The sequence below is a fragment of the Streptomyces sp. NPDC001852 genome (genome assembly GCF_042891825.1).
In the GTDB taxonomy this organism is placed as follows: domain Bacteria; phylum Actinomycetota; class Actinomycetes; order Streptomycetales; family Streptomycetaceae; genus Streptomyces.
Window position 1 is genome coordinate 438,796 of sequence record NZ_JBIATN010000002.1, and the last position, 14,829, is coordinate 453,624.

Consider the following 14,829-nt stretch of genomic DNA (forward strand, 5'->3'; position numbering starts at 1 on the left):
ACACAGGGAAAACCTGAAACAGGTTGAACAGGGGAACAATCCAGCCAGCATTCGCAGGTCGATCATCAGGTGACGAGGAGTGGGACCATGTCAGTGGACCGGTACTTCAGGATCTCAGAGCGGGGATCCACGCTCGGCCGGGAGATACGCGGCGGTTTCGCCACGTTCTTCACCATGGCCTACATCCTCGTCCTGAATCCGATCATCCTGGGCAGCGCCAAGGACAAGTTCGGGCACACGCTGGACACCGGCCAACTCGTCACCGCCACCGCGCTGGTGGCGTGCGTGATGACGATCGTCATGGGCGTCGGCGGCAACCTCCCGCTCGCCATCGCCGCCGGCCTCGGCCTCAACGCCGTCGTCGCCTTCCAGCTGGCGCCCCTGATGAGCTGGCCCGACGCGATGGGCCTGGTGGTCCTGGAGGGCCTGATCATCTGCCTGCTGGTCCTCACCGGACTGCGGGAGGCCATCATGAACGCGATCCCGCAGCAGCTGAAGCAGGCCATCGGCGTCGGCATCGGCCTGTTCATCGCCTTCATCGGCTTCGTCGACGCCGGGTTCGTCAGCCGCATCCCGGACGCCGCGCACACCACCGTCCCCGTGCAACTGGGCGCCGTCGGACGCCTGACCGGCTGGCCCGTGCTGGTCTTCTGTCTGGGTGTGCTGCTGACCATCGCGCTGCTCGCGCGGAAGGTGAAGGGCGCGATCCTCATCAGCATCGTGACGATGACCGTCGTCGCGATCATCATCAACGCCGTCGCCGACATCAGGAGCTGGGGTCTGACCACGCCCAAGGTCCCCGACAAGCTCGTCGCCGCCCCGGACTTCGGGCTCATCGGTCACTTCAGCCTGTTCGGCGGCTTCGCCAAGGCCGGCGTCCTCACCGCCGTCCTGCTGGTCTTCACCCTCATCCTGTCCGACTTCTTCGACGCCATGGGCACGATCGTCGGCATCAGCGCGGAGGCCGGGCTGCTGGACGAGAAGGGGCAGGTGCCCGGCATCGGCCGGGTGCTGTTCATCGACGGCGCCGCGGCCGCCGTCGGCGGTCTCGGCTCCGCCTCCTCCAACACCGCCTACATCGAGTCCGCGGCCGGCGTCGGCGAGGGCGCCCGCACCGGCCTCGCCAACCTCGTCACCGGCGGCCTGTTCGGCCTCGCCCTCTTCCTCACCCCGCTGCTCACCATCGTCCCGCTCCAGGCGGCGGCGCCCGCGCTGATCGCGGTGGGCTTCCTGATGATGACCCACGTCAAGCACATCGACTGGGACCGGTACGACATCGCCGTCCCGGCGTTCCTCACCATCGCGGCGATGCCGTTCACCTACTCCATCACCGACGGGATCGGGGCGGGCTTCGTCTCCTACGTCGTCATCAAGACGGTGCTGGGGAAGGCACGGGAGGTCAACTGGCTGCTGTGGGCGGTGTCGGCGCTGTTCCTCGTGTACTTCGCGATCGACCCCGTCGAGCAGATCCTCGGGGTGAAGTGAGGGCTGCTCACCACGCGCTCACTTCAGCGCCGCCTGCATCATCGCCTTCGCCACCGGCGCCGCCAGACCGTTGCCGCTGACCTCCGACCGTGCCGCGTCCGACTGCTCGACCATCACCGCCACGGCGACCTCCTTGCCGTTGGTGCCGGACTTGGCGAAGGACGTGAACCAGGCGTACGGCGTCTTGCTGTTGTTCTCGCCGTGCTGGGCGGTGCCGGTCTTGCCGCCGACGGTGGCGCCGTCGATCAGGGCGTTCGTGCCCGTCCCCTCCTTGACGACCGTCTCCATCGCCGACTGGAGCTGCTCGGCGGTGGAGGAGGAGACGATCTCCTTGCTGTCCGCGCTGTCGTCGTAGTTCTGCAACACATCACCGCCACTGTCGGTGATCTGCGACACCATATGCGGCGAGACCAGCTTGCCGCCGTTGGCTATGGCCGCGGACACCATGGCCATCTGCAGCGGGGTCGCGGTGACGTCGAACTGGCCGATTCCGGACAGACCGGTCTGCGCCTTGTCCATGCCGGAGGGGTACACGCTGGCGTAGGCCCGCACCGGCACGTCCCGCGCGTCGTCGTTGAAGCCGAACTTCTCGGCCATGGCCCTCACCTTGTCCTGGCCGAGCTGTACGGCCATGTGGCCGAAGACGTTGTTGCAGGAGTACTGCAGGGCCCGGCGGATCGACGCGTTCTTGCACGGCGCCGACTTGTTCTCGTTCGTCAGCGGACGCACCGTGCCCGGCAGGACGTACGGGTCGGGGCTGTCGGTCGGTTCGTCCACGTTCTTGTACAGCCCGTCCTCCAGCGCGGCCGCCGCCACGACCAGCTTGAAGGTCGATCCCGGCGGCAGCGGCTGGCGCAGCGCGCGGTTGGTGAGCGGCTTGTCCCGGTCCGCGTTGAGCTGCTTCCAGGCGATGCCGGCCGTGTTGGCGTCGGTCAGCGCGGAGGGGTCGTACGACGGCGTGGACACCACCGCGAGGATCTTGCCGGTCTTCGGGTCGATCGCGACGGCCCCGCCCTTCTTGCCGCCGAGCGCGCGGTAGGCCGCCTTCTGCACGTCCGGGTCGATCGTGGTGAGCACGTTCCCCGGGTCGGCGCGCTTGCCGGTGAGCGTGCCCAGCACGTTCTTCAGCCGGTTGTCCGTGCCGTTGAGCAGGTCCTTGTAGATGCCCTCCAGCTGGGTGGGGGCGTACGCCTGCGAGGCGTAGCCCGTCACCGCCGCGTAGAGGCTGCCGTCCGTGTAGGTCCGCTTGTACGCGAGGTCGCTCCCCTTGGTCCGCGTGGAGCCGGTGATCGCGTTTCCGGCCACGATGATGTTCCCGAGCGGCTGTGAGTACGTCTGGATCACGTTCCGCCGGTTGTCGTTGTCGTCCGCGAGGGCCTTGCCGTCGTAGAACTGCACCCATGTCGCCCTGACCAGCAGAGCGAGCACGAGCAGCAGCGCGAAGACGGACGCCCGCCTGATCGTCTTGTTCATCCCGCTCCGAAGACGACCGGGACGGGGCCGATCGTTCCCGTACGCCCCGTTTTCTCATCGCGTGCTCAGGAAACCGGCCTCGTAGGCGGCGATCACCGCCTGGGTGCGGTCCCGGGTGCCCGTCTTGGCCAGCACCGCGGCGACGTGCGACTTCACGGTGGCGGGGCCCACGTCCAGCCGCCCGGCGATCTCGGCGTTGGTCAGTCCGTCGGCCATGAGCCGCAGCACATCGCGCTCGCGTCCGGTGAGTTTGCTCACCCAGGGCGCGGACGGGGCGGCCGCCCGCCCGTGCTCGGCCGCCAGAGCCCGTACGGCCGACGGGAACAGCAGGCTGTCGGTGCGTGCGACCAGCCGTACCGCCTGCACCAGTGCCTCGGCGTCGGATCGCTTCAGCAGGAAGCCGGCGGCTCCGGCGCGCAGGGCGTCGTACACGTAGGAGTCGTTCTCGAAGGTGGTCACGACGACGATCCGCGGCGGCTGCGCCATGGTGCCGACGATCTGCTCGGTGGCCCGGATGCCGTCGACGTCCGGCATGCGGACGTCCATGAGCACGACGTCGGGCCGCAGTTCCCGGACCACGGACACGGCCTCGGCGCCGGTCGTGGCCTCGCCGACCACCTCCAGGCCCGGTTCGGCGGAGAGGATGGCACGCAGGGCGGTGCGGACCATGCGCTCGTCGTCGGCGAGGACGATGCGGAGGGCCGGACGGGTCATGCGGATCCCTTCGAAAGCGGTGGGGTGAGCGGGCCGGGCGGCGTCGTGGGCGTGGTCAGGGGCAGTCGTACGGCGAGGCGCCAGGAGTCCTCCGACGGTCCCGCCCGCACCGTGCCGCCGAGCAGCCGTACCCGGTCGGCGATGCCCCGCAGACCGTGGCCGCCGCCGGGCCGGGGAGCCCGGGCGGCACCCAGGGGGTTCTCGACGGCGATCTCCAGGTGCCCGGCGTCGGTGGTGATGCGCACGGCCACGGGCGAGCCGGCGTGTTTCAGGGCGTTGCTCAGCCCCTCCTGCACGATCCGGTACGCCTCCCGGGAGACCAGCGGCGGCAGGGCGGCGGGGTCGGTGCCGACGGTGGCCGTCACGGGCTGCCCGGCGGCCCGGGTCCGGCGCAGCAGCCCGTCCAGGTCGCTCTCCAGGGTCGGCGCGGGCGCGGTGCCCGGCGCGTCCCCGTCCCGCAGCACACCGAGTACGGCGTCGAGTTCGCCGACCGTGCGCCTGGTGGTCTCCTCGATGGCGGCGAGCGCCTCGCGGACGAACTCCGGGTCGCTGTCGAGGAGCCGCCGGGCCGCGCTCGCCTGGAGGGTGACGGCGCTCAGGGCGTGGCCGACGGAGTCGTGCAGCTCGCGGGCGAGCCGGTTGCGCACGGCGAGGTCGGCGGCGCGGGCCTCGGCGGCGGCCAGCCGGTCCTCGGGGGTGGGCCCGAGCAGCGCGGGCGCCCAGCGCGCCAGCAGGGCCCCGCAGCCGGCGGCGCACGCGGCGAGCGCGAGGAGCGTGGCAAGGCCCGCGACCGGGGAGAGCGCCAACGCCCAGACGTGGTCGAGGACATGGGGCGGGGCGAGTGGCCGAGGGCGGAGCCCGGCGAACAGGGGCAGCACGATCAGCACCACCGCGAACGGCGGCACGGCCAGCGACATCCCGGCGAGGATCCCGCCGAAGCCGAGGTGCAGCGTGAACCAGGCCGCCGTACGGGCCCGTTCGGCCCGTGTCCGGGCCGGGCCGTGGGCGAGGGAGTCCGCGTCGATCCCGCACAGGGCCCTGACCGCCGCCGACTCCAGCGGCCGGGTCAGCGGGAACAGCGAGGTGACGGCGGCGATCGGCAACCCGACCGCGAACGAGCCCAGTTGGAGCGGCAGGGACCGGAAGACGTCGTCCACGCCGGTGAGCGGTCCGACGATCAACGAACCGACGAGGACGTAGGGCATGGCGAGTGCGCCGCCGAGGATCAGATGGATCCAGCGGCGCCGCGCCCGCCCGCCGAACAGCAGCCACAACGCCCTGGTCACCGCGGCGCCTTGGCGGTCCGGTCCGTGAGGAAGCGGGCGACGACGCCCGCCACGAGCAAGCCGGTGATCATCTGTCCAGCGTAGGTGAGGCCGGTCAGCGGTGTCGGCCGGTCGCCCGACACCAGCGTGGCCAGTGACATCCAGCCGCCCCAGCACGCCACGGCCCCCGAGCCGGTCCAGGCCAGCGGCAGCGGCACGGCGACCGGCAGCGCACCGCCCCGGTGGAAGGCGAGCTGCCCCGCACCGATGACGGCCGCCACGAGGAAGAGGACGTAGACGCACTGCAGGGACCGGTCGCCGCTGCCGTCGGGCGCGGCCGCCCCGCAGGCCCGCAGCAGCCGCACCGCACCCGGCAGCAGCGCGACGAGCCCCGCCGCCACGGCCGTACGCCGCTGCACCCGCCCCGCGCCCCCGGCCGGCAGCTCCCGCATCCGGCCCCGCCACAGATGCCCCCAGCGCTCGCGGGCGTACCCGGCGAACAGCGCGCCCAGCGCCAGCCCCTGCACGATGAACCCGCCGTACACCACCCCGAAGACCCAGTCGTCGAGGAACGGCTTGTCGCTCGCGCCGCCGCCCCCGCCGCCGGTGCCCTCCAGGACGAGTTGCAGCGGGAAGCCGACCATGATGGGCGCGAGGAGCCCCACGGCGAGCCACATCGGCACCGCGAGCAGCCGGGCCGGCACCCGTCGCCCCCACGGCCGGGTCAGCAGCAGCGCCAGCACCACGACGGCCGCGTCCATCAGCACGGTGAGGCCGTTGGCGAGCACCATGGTCAGCCGGTGCCTGAGCAGCGGGCTGCCGTCCGGGATGCCGAGATGGCTCCCGCCGATCCAGGCGAGCTTGAGGGACAGGTACGGCACGCAGGCCACGACGGCGACGAGCCGGAGCGAGCGCCGCCGAGCGGAGACACCGGCAGGGACGGATGCGGTCGAGATCGTCATGCCTCAACGCTCCCGCGCGCCGGGGGCGTTCACCTCCTGCACGCCGACGATCCGCCTCCGCCGCACGGCGGAGAAGCGCAACCCTCCAGCAGGAGCGGGCTCCGGTGTCCGGCGTGAGCGGGCTCAGCCTTCCAGGACGAGTACGACCTCCTCGATCTCCCGGCCCCGTCCGCTCGCGTACCCGTGGGCCCGGGCCGTCTCGCGGAAGCCGCACTTGTGGAGCACCCGCAGCGACGCGCTGTTGTCGGCCGCCGCCCGCGCGTACAGCGGCCGTTCGGGCACCTCGCCGAGCAGGGCCCGCAGCGCCGCCGTCGCCACACCGCGGCCCCAGTAGGCGCGGTCGATCCAGTAGGTGACCTCGCGCTCGCCGGCCAGCCCGTAGACCGCCGCGTTGCCCGCCACGTCGCCGTCGGCCAGGATCGTGCGCAGGACGTCGGAGGACGTGCGCAGCCGCTCCCAGTGGGTCGCGAAGGACGCCCGGTCGTAGGGCTTCTCCGGGCCGAACGCGGCCATCCGGACGGACTCCGGGTCGGTCATCTGCCGGAAGAACACCGGCAGGTCACTGTCCTCGACGGCACGCAGCGCGATCTCCATGGGGCCCGAGCCTACGACGGCCCGGGCGGCGAACCCATGAACCGCGCGCCTCAGAGCCTGCGGGTCGCCAGTGTCAGCCGGTCGCGGGCGTCGAACAGCGCGTCCTTGATCATCTGCTCGTGGGCGGGCGTCAGCCGGGCCACCGGCACCGAGCAGCTGATCGCGTCCCGGGCCGGCGTGCGGTAGGGGATCGCCACGCCGAAGCAGCGCAGGCCCAGCGTGTTCTCCTCGCGGTCGACCGCGAAGCCCTGCTCCCGCACCTGGTGCAGCTCCTCGATGAGCCTCTCCCGGTCGGTGAGGGTGTTCTCGGTGAGCGCGGGCAGCGTCTCCGGCAGCAGCTTGCGCACCTGTTCGTCGCTGTACGTGGCGAGGATCGCCTTGCCGAGGGAGGTGGAGTGGGCCGGCAGCCGGCGCCCGACCCGGGTGAAGGGGCGCAGGTAGTGCTGGGACTGGCGGGTGGCCAGGTAGACGACGTTGGTGCCGTCGAGCCGGGCCAGGTGGATCGTCTCGGTCGTGTCGTCCGAGAGGCGGTCGAGGGTCGGGCGCGCCGCCGCCACCACCTCGTCGCCGTCGATGTACGAGGTGCCGACCAGCAGCGCCCGCACCCCGATGCCGTACCGCGTGCCCGTCGCGTCGGTCTCCACCCAGCCCAGCTCCACGAGCGTGCGCAGCAGCATGTACAGGCTGGACTTGGGGTATCCCACGGCCTCCTGGACGGCCGCGAGGGAGTGCATGCCGGGCTTGCCGGCGAAGTACTCGAGCAATTCAACGGTCCGTACCGCGGACTTGACCTGTGCCCCGCCCGTCTCGCCTGCCGACATCGCCCTTGACCCCTTCAATCGCCGGGAAATAGTCTCCGAGCAGCATATTCATCATCAGAGACAGTGTTCAGTATATCGAACGCGGCTGATGGTTGGCCCTAGTCAGCCCCAGTTATTGCGGCCTTACTGGAGGGACCCGCGGTGGCAGCAGCACCAGTCTGGAGTGTCGACCCGCGTACCGGGAAGCAGCGTGAGCAGGTTGCCGTGGAGGCCACCGCCCAGGAGGTGGACGGGGCGGTCCGGGCGGCCCACGCCGCACGCGGCTCCCTCGCCGACCGCGCGGTGCGCTCCGCCTTCCTGCGCTCGGCCGCCGCCGGCCTGGACGCGGCCAGGGACGGCCTGGTCGAGACCGCCGACGCCGAGACCGCCCTCGGCCCGGTCCGGCTGACCGGCGAACTCGCCCGCACCAGCTACCAGCTGCGGGCCTTCGCCGACATCGTCGACGAGGGCGCCTTCCTCGACGTCGTCATCAACCACCCCGACGACACGGCGACCCCGCCCATCCCGGACCTGCGCCGCTACAAGGTGCCGCTGGGCGTCGTCGCCGTCTACTCCGCCTCCAACTTCCCCTTCGCCTTCTCCGTCGCCGGCGGCGACACCGCGAGCGCGCTCGCCGCGGGCTGCCCGGTCGTCGTCAAGGCCCACCCCGACCACCCGGCCCTGTCCGAGCTGGTCGCCAAGGTGCTGCGCCGGGCCGCCGCCGAACACGGCATCCCCGAGGGCGTCGTCGGCCTCGTGCACGGCTTCGAGGCGGGCGTCGAGCTGATCAGGCACCCGCTGGTCGCCGCGGCGGGCTTCACCGGTTCGGTACGGGGCGGACGCGCCCTCTTCGACGCGGCCGCCGCCCGCCCGGTGCCGATCCCGTTCCACGGTGAGCTCGGCTCGCTGAACCCGGTCCTGGTGACCGAGGCCGCCGCCGCCGAGCGCGCCGAGGAGATCGGCACCGGGCTCGCCGGATCGATGACGCTGGGCGTCGGGCAGTTCTGCGTGAAGCCCGGTCTGGTGCTGGTGCCGTCCGGCGCGGCGGGGGACGGCCTGGTCAAGGCCCTGACGGCCGCGGTGAGCAACACCGGGGCGGGGGTGCTGCTCGACCACCGGATGCGGGACAACTTCGTCGCCGGGGTCGAGGAGCGCGGCCGGCTGGCCGACGTCGACTCCCCGGTCACCCCGGGCGCGGGCGGCGAACACACCGTCAGCGCCGGGTTCCTCAGTGTGCCGGCGGACAGGCTGGCCTCCGAGGGGGCGTACGACCTGCTGCTGGAGGAGTGCTTCGGGCCGGTCACCGTGGTGGCCCGCTACGCCGACGAGGCGGAGGCCGCGGCGGTGCTCTCCCGGCTGCCGGGCAATCTGACGGCCACCGTCCAGCTGTCCTCGGAGGAGGCCGCCGGACAGGGGCGGGGTCCGGAACTCCTCGCCCAGCTGACTCCGCTGGCCGGCCGCGTGGTCGTGAACGCCTGGCCGACCGGGGTCGCGGTGGCGCCGGCCCAGCACCACGGGGGGCCGTACCCGGCGACGACCTCCACGTCCACGTCCGTGGGCGGTACGGCCATCGAGCGGTGGCTGCGGCCGGTCGCGTACCAGAACGCGCCCGCAGCCCTGCTGCCGGCCGAGCTGAAGGACGACAACCCCCTCGGGCTGCCCCGGCGGTTCAACGGCCGCCTCGAGCGCTGAACACCGGTCCTTACGACAGGGAACCTGAGACACTCGCGCCATGGACGTGGAACTCCCCGAACTCCCCTTCCTGCTGCGTACCTACGGGCCCGACGGGAACTGGTCGTACGAGGACGGTGTGCTGACCGGATGGGCCGGCCCCCGGCAGGACCGGTTCGTCCCGCCCACGGGGGAGGCCCTGGACCCCGCCTCCGACGCGCCCCGGCTGCTCGGGGCGCCGGAAGGCGATTTCCAGCTGATCGCCCGGGTCACCGTCGGGTTCAACGCGTCCTTCGACGCGGGCGTGCTCTACGTCCACGTCGGCGAGCGGGCCTGGGCCAAGCTGTGCCTGGAGTACTCCCCGGACGTGCCCACCGTCTGCACGGTGGTCACCCGGGGACACTCCGACGACGCCAACTCCTTCACGGTGGAGGGGAGTTCGGCGTGGCTGCGGGTCAGCCGGACCGGGCGCGCCTTCGCCTTCCACGCCTCCCGGGACGGCGAGCGCTGGACCTTCGTGCGGCTGTTCACGCTGGGGGACGAGAAGGAGACCGACTCGGCCCTGGTCGGTTTCATGACCCAGTCGCCGCTGGGGGAGGGCTGCGTGGTCACCTACGACCACATCGGGTTCAGGCCGAGCTGGCCGCAGGACCTGAGGGACGGGAACTAGGCCCTGCGCCCGCCGCACCCGGTTCACCCGCCTCGGAACCGCGGCAGAGGCGGCCCGCGTCCTTCGTTGCATGATCAGTGACCGTGTGCGAGGGACCCGCGTCATCCGCACCGCGCTGCCCGCCGAGGTGGAGCGCATCGCCGCACTGCACCGCCGGGCTCGCTCGACGTACTATCCCGACGGCCTCCCGGACGACGGCATCGACTGGGCCGCCGCCTGGCGCAGCGCCGTGGAGCGGCCCGACGGCCAGGTGCTGTGCGTGGCGGAGGACGGCACGATCACCGGCGTCGCCTCCTTCCGCACCCCGGACGGCGCACCCGCCGACACGGTCAAGCTGTTCCAGTTCCACGTCGACCCCGGTCGCTGGCGTTCCGGCGTCGGTACGGCCCTGCACGCGGCCTGCGTGGAGGCGTGGCGGGCCGACGGCAGACGGGCGGCCGTCCTCGACGTCCACGTGGACAACCGGCGCGCCCAGGCCTTCTACGCCCGCCAGGGCTGGGTCCCCGACCCGGAGAACCCGCCGGCCGAGGGCGACCACCATCTTTTCCTGCGCTTCTCGGTGCAAGGGGAATGAACACAGCTGTTTGAACGTTCACGTACCGGCGGCGGAGAGAGCCTCCGCGCCCGTACGACCTGGAGAGCCGAAGACATGCGCGTCGAGATCTGGAGCGACATCGCCTGCCCCTGGTGCTACGTGGGCAAGGCCCGCTTCGAGAAGGCGCTGGCTGCCTTCCCGCACCGCGAGGACGTCGAGGTCGTGCACCGCTCCTTCGAGCTGGACCCGGACCGCGCCAAGGGCGACGTCCAGCCGGTGATCACCATGCTGACCAGGAAGTACGGCATGAGCGAGGCACAGGCCGAGGCCGGCGAGGACAACCTCGGTGCCCAGGCCGCCGCCGAGGGCCTGGACTACCGCACCCGGGGCCGCGACCACGGCAACACCTTCGACATGCACCGCCTGCTGCACCTCGCCAAGGAGCAGGGCAGGCAGGACGAGCTGATCCAGATCCTGTACCGGGCCAACTTCGCCGAGGAGCGGTCCGTCTTCACCGAGGGCGACGAGCGGCTCGTCGAGCTGGCCGCGGAGGCCGGTCTCGACGCCGGGGCCGCCCGCGCGGTGCTCGCCGACCCCTCCCGCTACGCCGACGAGGTCCGCGCCGACGAGCGCGAGGCCGCCCAGCTCGGCGCGACCGGCGTGCCCTTCTTCGTCCTCGACCGCACGTACGGCGTCTCCGGCGCCCAGCCCGCCGAGGTCTTCACCCAGGCGCTGACCCAGGCCTGGGGCGAGCGCTCACCGCTGAAGCTCGTCGACCAGGGGGATGCCGACGCGTGCGGCCCGGACGGGTGCGCGGTACCGCAGCACTGAAACCGCAGGTCGGCGCGGACGTATAAGGCTTCCTGAGCGGTTCCACGCAAAAATCGGCAATGGACTACGACTTCACGGGGCCGCACAGTGGTCCCATGGAGACCACGGAGACGTTCGAGAGCCTCGTCCGCGCCGAGTTCACCCCGAAGAGCACCTACCTCAACACCGCCGGCAACGGCCTGCTGCCCGCCCGTACCGTCGCCGCCCTGCACGAGGCGGCGCTGCTGCGGGCCGAGGGCCGGCCGCTGACCCCCCTGTACGAGGACGTGGAGGCCTGCCGGGCCGCGTACGCCCGGCTCGCCGGCGTCCCCGCCACCCGGGTGGCCGCCGGTGCCTCGGTCGCCGCGCACACCGGCGTGATCGCCGCCTCGCTGCCCGCCGGCGCCGAGGTCCTCACCGCCGAGGACGACTTCACCTCCGTGATGAACCCCTTCCACGTCCGAGGCGACCTCAAGGTCCGCACGGTGCCGCTGGACCGGATCGCCGAGTCCGTCCGTCCGGGTACCGCGCTGGTCGCGGTCAGCGCCGCCCAGTCCGCCGACGGGCGCATCGCCGACCTGGCCGCCCTGCGGGAGGCCGCCCGCGCGCACGGGGCACGCACCTACGTCGACTTCTCCCAGGCCGCCGGCTGGCTGCCGATGGACGCGGGCGCCTACGACTTCACCGCCACGGTCTCCTTCAAGTGGCTGCTCGGCCCGCACGGCGCGGCCTTCCTTACGGTCCCCGAGGACTTCGGCGGGCTGAGCCCGGTGCTCGCCGGGTGGGTCGCCGCCGAGAAGCCGTGGGACAGCTGTTACGGCCCGGTCGCCGAACTCGCCCACTCCGCACGGCGGTTCGACCTCACCCACGCCCTGTTCACCTTCGCGGGCCTGCGCCGCTCGCTGGAGCTGATCGAGGAACTGGGCGTGGCCGCCGTGCACGCCCACGACGTCTCCCTCGCCGACCGGTTCCGGGCGGGGCTGGCCGCCCTCGGCCACGAGCCGGTGCCCGCCCCCGGCTCGGCGATCGTCTCGGTGCCGCGACTCGGCTCCCGGCAGCCCGAGTTGAGCGAGGCGGGGATCGAGGTCTCGAACCGCGCGGGCAACCTCCGCGCCTCCTTCCACCTGTTCAACACCCCCGCCGACGTGGACCGGCTGCTCGAGGCCCTGTCCGGCTGACACGACCGGGCCGGAGCCCCCCGTCCCACACGAGGAGGCCCCGGCCCGGTGCTGGGGGGTTACTTCACCGGAGTGAAGTCGCGCGCACCGATGAACTCGGGCCGCCGAACCGGAGCCGCGAACGGCTCCACGGCCGTGTTCTCGACGCTGTTGAACACGATGAACACGTTGCTGCGCGGGAACGGTGTGATGTTGTCGCCCGAGCCGTGCATGCAGTTGCAGTCGAACCAGGTCGCCGAGCCGGCCTTGCCGGTGAACAGCCGGATGCCGTGCTCGCCCGCCAGCGCGGTCAGCGCCTCGTCCGAGGGCGTGCCCGCGTCCTGCATCTGCAGCGACTTCTTGTAGTTGTCCTTGGGCGTGGCGCCGGCGCAGCCGAGGAACGTCCGGTGCGAGCCCGGCATGATCATCAGTCCGCCGTTGGTGTCGTGGTTCTCGGTCAGCGCGATCGAGACGGACACCGTGCGCATGTTCGGCAGGCCGTCCTCGGCGTGCCAGGTCTCGAAGTCCGAGTGCCAGTAGAAGCCGCTCGCGCCGAAGCCGGGCTTGACGTTGATCCGGGACTGGTGGACGTAGACGTCCGAACCGAGGATCTGCCGGGCACGGCCGACCACCCGCTCGTCGCGCACCAGGTTCGCGAACACCTCGCTGATCCGGTGCACTTCGAAGACCGAGCGGATCTCCTTGGACTTCGGCTCGATGATGGAGCGCTCGTCCGCGCGGATCGCCGGGTCGGTGACCAGCCGCTCCAGCTCGCGCCGGTAGACCTCGACCTCGTCCGGGGTGATCAGCTCCTCGATGGCGAGGAAGCCGTCACGCTCGAACCCCTGCAGGTCGGCCGTGGCGATCGGGCCCGGTGTGTCCGGGGAACCCCAGACGACCGGGTCCTGACGCGGGACGGTCACCTCGGTGGCGCCGCGGGTCGGGTAGAGATCCTTCACGGGGGCGGTGTTCGTGGCAGCGGTCATGGGTTCTCACACCTCCTCGGGCTCGGTGAGCAGCGGGTAGACGCCGTTCTCGTCGTGGTCCTCCCGCCCGGTGACCGGCGGGTTGAACACGCAGATGCAGTGGAAGTCCTCCTTGACGCGCAGCGTGTGCCGCTCGTGCCCGTCGAGGAGGTACATGGTGCCGGGCGTGATGGTGTACGTCGTCCCGGCCTCGTGGTCGGTGAGTTCGGCCTCGCCCTTGGTGCAGACGACGGCCTCGATGTGGTTGGCGTACCACATCGACGTCTCGGTGCCGGCGTACAGGACGGTCTCGTGCAGGGAGAAGCCGACCCGCTCCTTGGCGAGGACGATCCGCTTGCTCTCCCAGGTACCGGACTTCGCCTTGACGTGCCGGTCGGTGCCTTCGATCTCCTTGAACGATCGGACGATCACAGTGGTGCAACTCCTAGTTGATCAGGCGGTTTCGCGGACGGCACGGGCGAGGACGCTCAGGCCCTCGTCCAGCTCGTCGGGGGTGACGGTGAGAGCGGGCAGCAGTTTGACGACCTCGCCCTCCGGGCCGGACGTCTCGATGAGCAGCCCGAGCTCGAAGGCCCGCCGCGCGATCCGCGAGGCCCGGTCCTTGTCGTGGAACTCCATGCCCCACACCAGGCCGCGGCCGCGGTACTCCTTCACATCGGCGAGGTTCTCCTCGGTGATGGAGATCAGCGCCTGCTCGACCTGCTCGCCACGGGCCCGGGTCTGCTTCTCCATGGCCGAGCCGTCGGTCCAGTACGTCTCCAGGGCCGCGGTGGCGGTCACGAACGCGGGGTTGTTGCCCCGGAAGGTGCCGTTGTGCTCGCCCGGCTCCCAGACGTCCAGCTCCGGCTTGAACAGGCACAGCGACATCGGCAGTCCGTACCCGCTGATCGACTTCGACACGGTGACGATGTCGGGCGCGATCCCGGCCTCCTCGAAGGAGAAGAAGGCGCCGGTACGGCCGCAGCCCATCTGGATGTCGTCGACGATCAGCAGCATGTCCTGCCGCTCGCACAGCTCCTTCAGCGCGCGCAGCCACTCGGGCCGGGCCACGTTGATGCCGCCCTCGCCCTGCACGGTCTCCACGATCACCGCGGCGGGCTTGTTGAGGCCGGAGCCCTGGTCCTCCAGCAGCCGCTCGAACCACAGGAAGTCCGGGACCGTGCCGTCGAAGTAGTTGTCGAAGGGCATCGGCGTGCCGTGCACCAGCGGGATCCCGGCGCCGGCCCGTTTGAAGGCGTTGCCGGTGACGGCGAGGGAGCCGAGCGACATCCCGTGGAAGGCGTTGGTGAAGGACACGATGGCCTCGCGGCCCTTCACCTTCCGCGCCAGCTTCAGCGCCGACTCCACGGCGTTGGTGCCGGTCGGCCCCGGGAACATGACCTTGTACGGCAGGTCGCGCGGGCGCAGCACCAGATCCTGGAAGGTCTGCAGGAAGGACCGCTTGGCCGTGGTCGACATGTCCAGGCCGTGGGTCACCCCGTCCCGGGACAGATAGTCGATCAACGCCCGTTTGAGCACCGGGTTGTTGTGGCCGTAGTTGAGTGAGCCGGCACCGGCGAAGAAGTCGAGGTAGGCATGGCCGTCCTCGTCGAACATCCGGCTGCCCTGCGCGCGGTCGAAGACCGTGGGCCAGCCGCGGCAGTAGCTGCGCACCTCGGACTCGAGGGTCTCGAAGACACTGAGGTCGGGCTGGGTGATGGTCACGGT

The 14,829-nt window shown here is 71.5% G+C and carries 15 protein-coding genes; 6 read left to right on the forward strand and 9 right to left on the reverse strand.

All coding sequences use genetic code 11. From position 1 onward, the window contains the following. Positions 1–87 precede the first annotated feature (87 nt). Positions 88–1,485, forward strand: a complete 1,398-nt coding sequence (locus ACFYZB_RS04780) for an NCS2 family permease (protein WP_388754342.1) — start codon at positions 88–90, stop codon at positions 1,483–1,485. Positions 1,486–1,503: 18 nt separating this feature from the next. Here the strand turns inward: ACFYZB_RS04780 and ACFYZB_RS04785 are convergent, their stop codons facing one another. From ACFYZB_RS04785 to ACFYZB_RS04810, 6 genes are all read right to left on the reverse strand, one after another. Then, positions 1,504–2,958, reverse strand: coding sequence for a peptidoglycan D,D-transpeptidase FtsI family protein (locus ACFYZB_RS04785; RefSeq protein ID WP_388754345.1), 1,455 nt, complete (start codon positions 2,956–2,958; stop codon positions 1,504–1,506). Between the two features lie 54 nt (positions 2,959–3,012). Continuing rightward, positions 3,013–3,672, reverse strand: a complete 660-nt coding sequence (locus tag ACFYZB_RS04790) for a response regulator transcription factor (protein WP_351209457.1) — start codon at positions 3,670–3,672, stop codon at positions 3,013–3,015. Next, positions 3,669–4,958 (reverse strand): sensor histidine kinase, encoded by a 1,290-nt coding sequence (locus tag ACFYZB_RS04795; protein WP_388754348.1) that lies wholly within the window; start codon positions 4,956–4,958, stop codon positions 3,669–3,671. Before ACFYZB_RS04795 ends, ACFYZB_RS04790 begins: the two co-directional genes overlap by 4 nt. After that, the gene (locus ACFYZB_RS04800) at positions 4,955–5,899 is read right to left on the reverse strand and encodes a hypothetical protein (protein WP_388754350.1); all 945 of its coding nucleotides are present in this window, start codon (positions 5,897–5,899) and stop codon (positions 4,955–4,957) included. The genes ACFYZB_RS04795 and ACFYZB_RS04800 overlap by 4 nt, the downstream gene beginning before the upstream one ends. 123 nt (positions 5,900–6,022) lie before the next feature. Then, a complete protein-coding gene (locus tag ACFYZB_RS04805; protein WP_351209460.1) occupies positions 6,023–6,493 on the reverse strand; it encodes a GNAT family N-acetyltransferase in 471 nt (156 codons plus the stop codon). A gap of 50 nt (positions 6,494–6,543) precedes the next feature. Then, positions 6,544–7,314, reverse strand: a complete 771-nt coding sequence (locus ACFYZB_RS04810) for an IclR family transcriptional regulator (RefSeq protein ID WP_351209461.1) — start codon at positions 7,312–7,314, stop codon at positions 6,544–6,546. Between the two features lie 141 nt (positions 7,315–7,455). Between ACFYZB_RS04810 and ACFYZB_RS04815 the strand changes: the two genes are divergently transcribed. From ACFYZB_RS04815 to ACFYZB_RS04835, 5 genes are all read left to right on the forward strand, one after another. Beyond that, a complete protein-coding gene (locus ACFYZB_RS04815; protein ID WP_388754355.1) occupies positions 7,456–8,985 on the forward strand; it encodes an aldehyde dehydrogenase (NADP(+)) in 1,530 nt (509 codons plus the stop codon). Positions 8,986–9,025: 40 nt separating this feature from the next. Further along, complete coding sequence (locus ACFYZB_RS04820; RefSeq protein ID WP_388754357.1) at positions 9,026–9,634, forward strand: DUF1349 domain-containing protein; 609 nt, start codon at positions 9,026–9,028, stop codon at positions 9,632–9,634. Between the two features lie 70 nt (positions 9,635–9,704). Next, positions 9,705–10,208, forward strand: a complete 504-nt coding sequence (locus tag ACFYZB_RS04825; protein WP_388754360.1) for a GNAT family N-acetyltransferase — start codon at positions 9,705–9,707, stop codon at positions 10,206–10,208. A gap of 75 nt (positions 10,209–10,283) precedes the next feature. Then, the gene (locus ACFYZB_RS04830; RefSeq protein ID WP_388754362.1) at positions 10,284–11,000 is read left to right on the forward strand and encodes a DsbA family oxidoreductase; all 717 of its coding nucleotides are present in this window, start codon (positions 10,284–10,286) and stop codon (positions 10,998–11,000) included. Positions 11,001–11,095: 95 nt separating this feature from the next. Then, positions 11,096–12,157: an aminotransferase class V-fold PLP-dependent enzyme gene (locus ACFYZB_RS04835; RefSeq protein ID WP_388754364.1), complete on the forward strand. Its 1,062-nt coding sequence runs from the start codon at positions 11,096–11,098 to the stop codon at positions 12,155–12,157. Between the two features lie 59 nt (positions 12,158–12,216). Here the strand turns inward: ACFYZB_RS04835 and thpD are convergent, their stop codons facing one another. The 3 genes from thpD to ectB are packed head-to-tail and all read right to left on the reverse strand — an operon-like array spanning position 12,217 to position 14,826. Further along, positions 12,217–13,122: an ectoine hydroxylase gene (thpD, locus tag ACFYZB_RS04840; protein WP_351209467.1), complete on the reverse strand. Its 906-nt coding sequence runs from the start codon at positions 13,120–13,122 to the stop codon at positions 12,217–12,219. A gap of 6 nt (positions 13,123–13,128) precedes the next feature. Then, the gene (locus ACFYZB_RS04845) at positions 13,129–13,533 is read right to left on the reverse strand and encodes an ectoine synthase (protein ID WP_351209468.1); all 405 of its coding nucleotides are present in this window, start codon (positions 13,531–13,533) and stop codon (positions 13,129–13,131) included. 21 nt (positions 13,534–13,554) lie between these two features. Beyond that, positions 13,555–14,826, reverse strand: coding sequence for a diaminobutyrate--2-oxoglutarate transaminase (ectB, locus tag ACFYZB_RS04850; protein WP_388754368.1), 1,272 nt, complete (start codon positions 14,824–14,826; stop codon positions 13,555–13,557). Positions 14,827–14,829 lie beyond the last annotated feature (3 nt).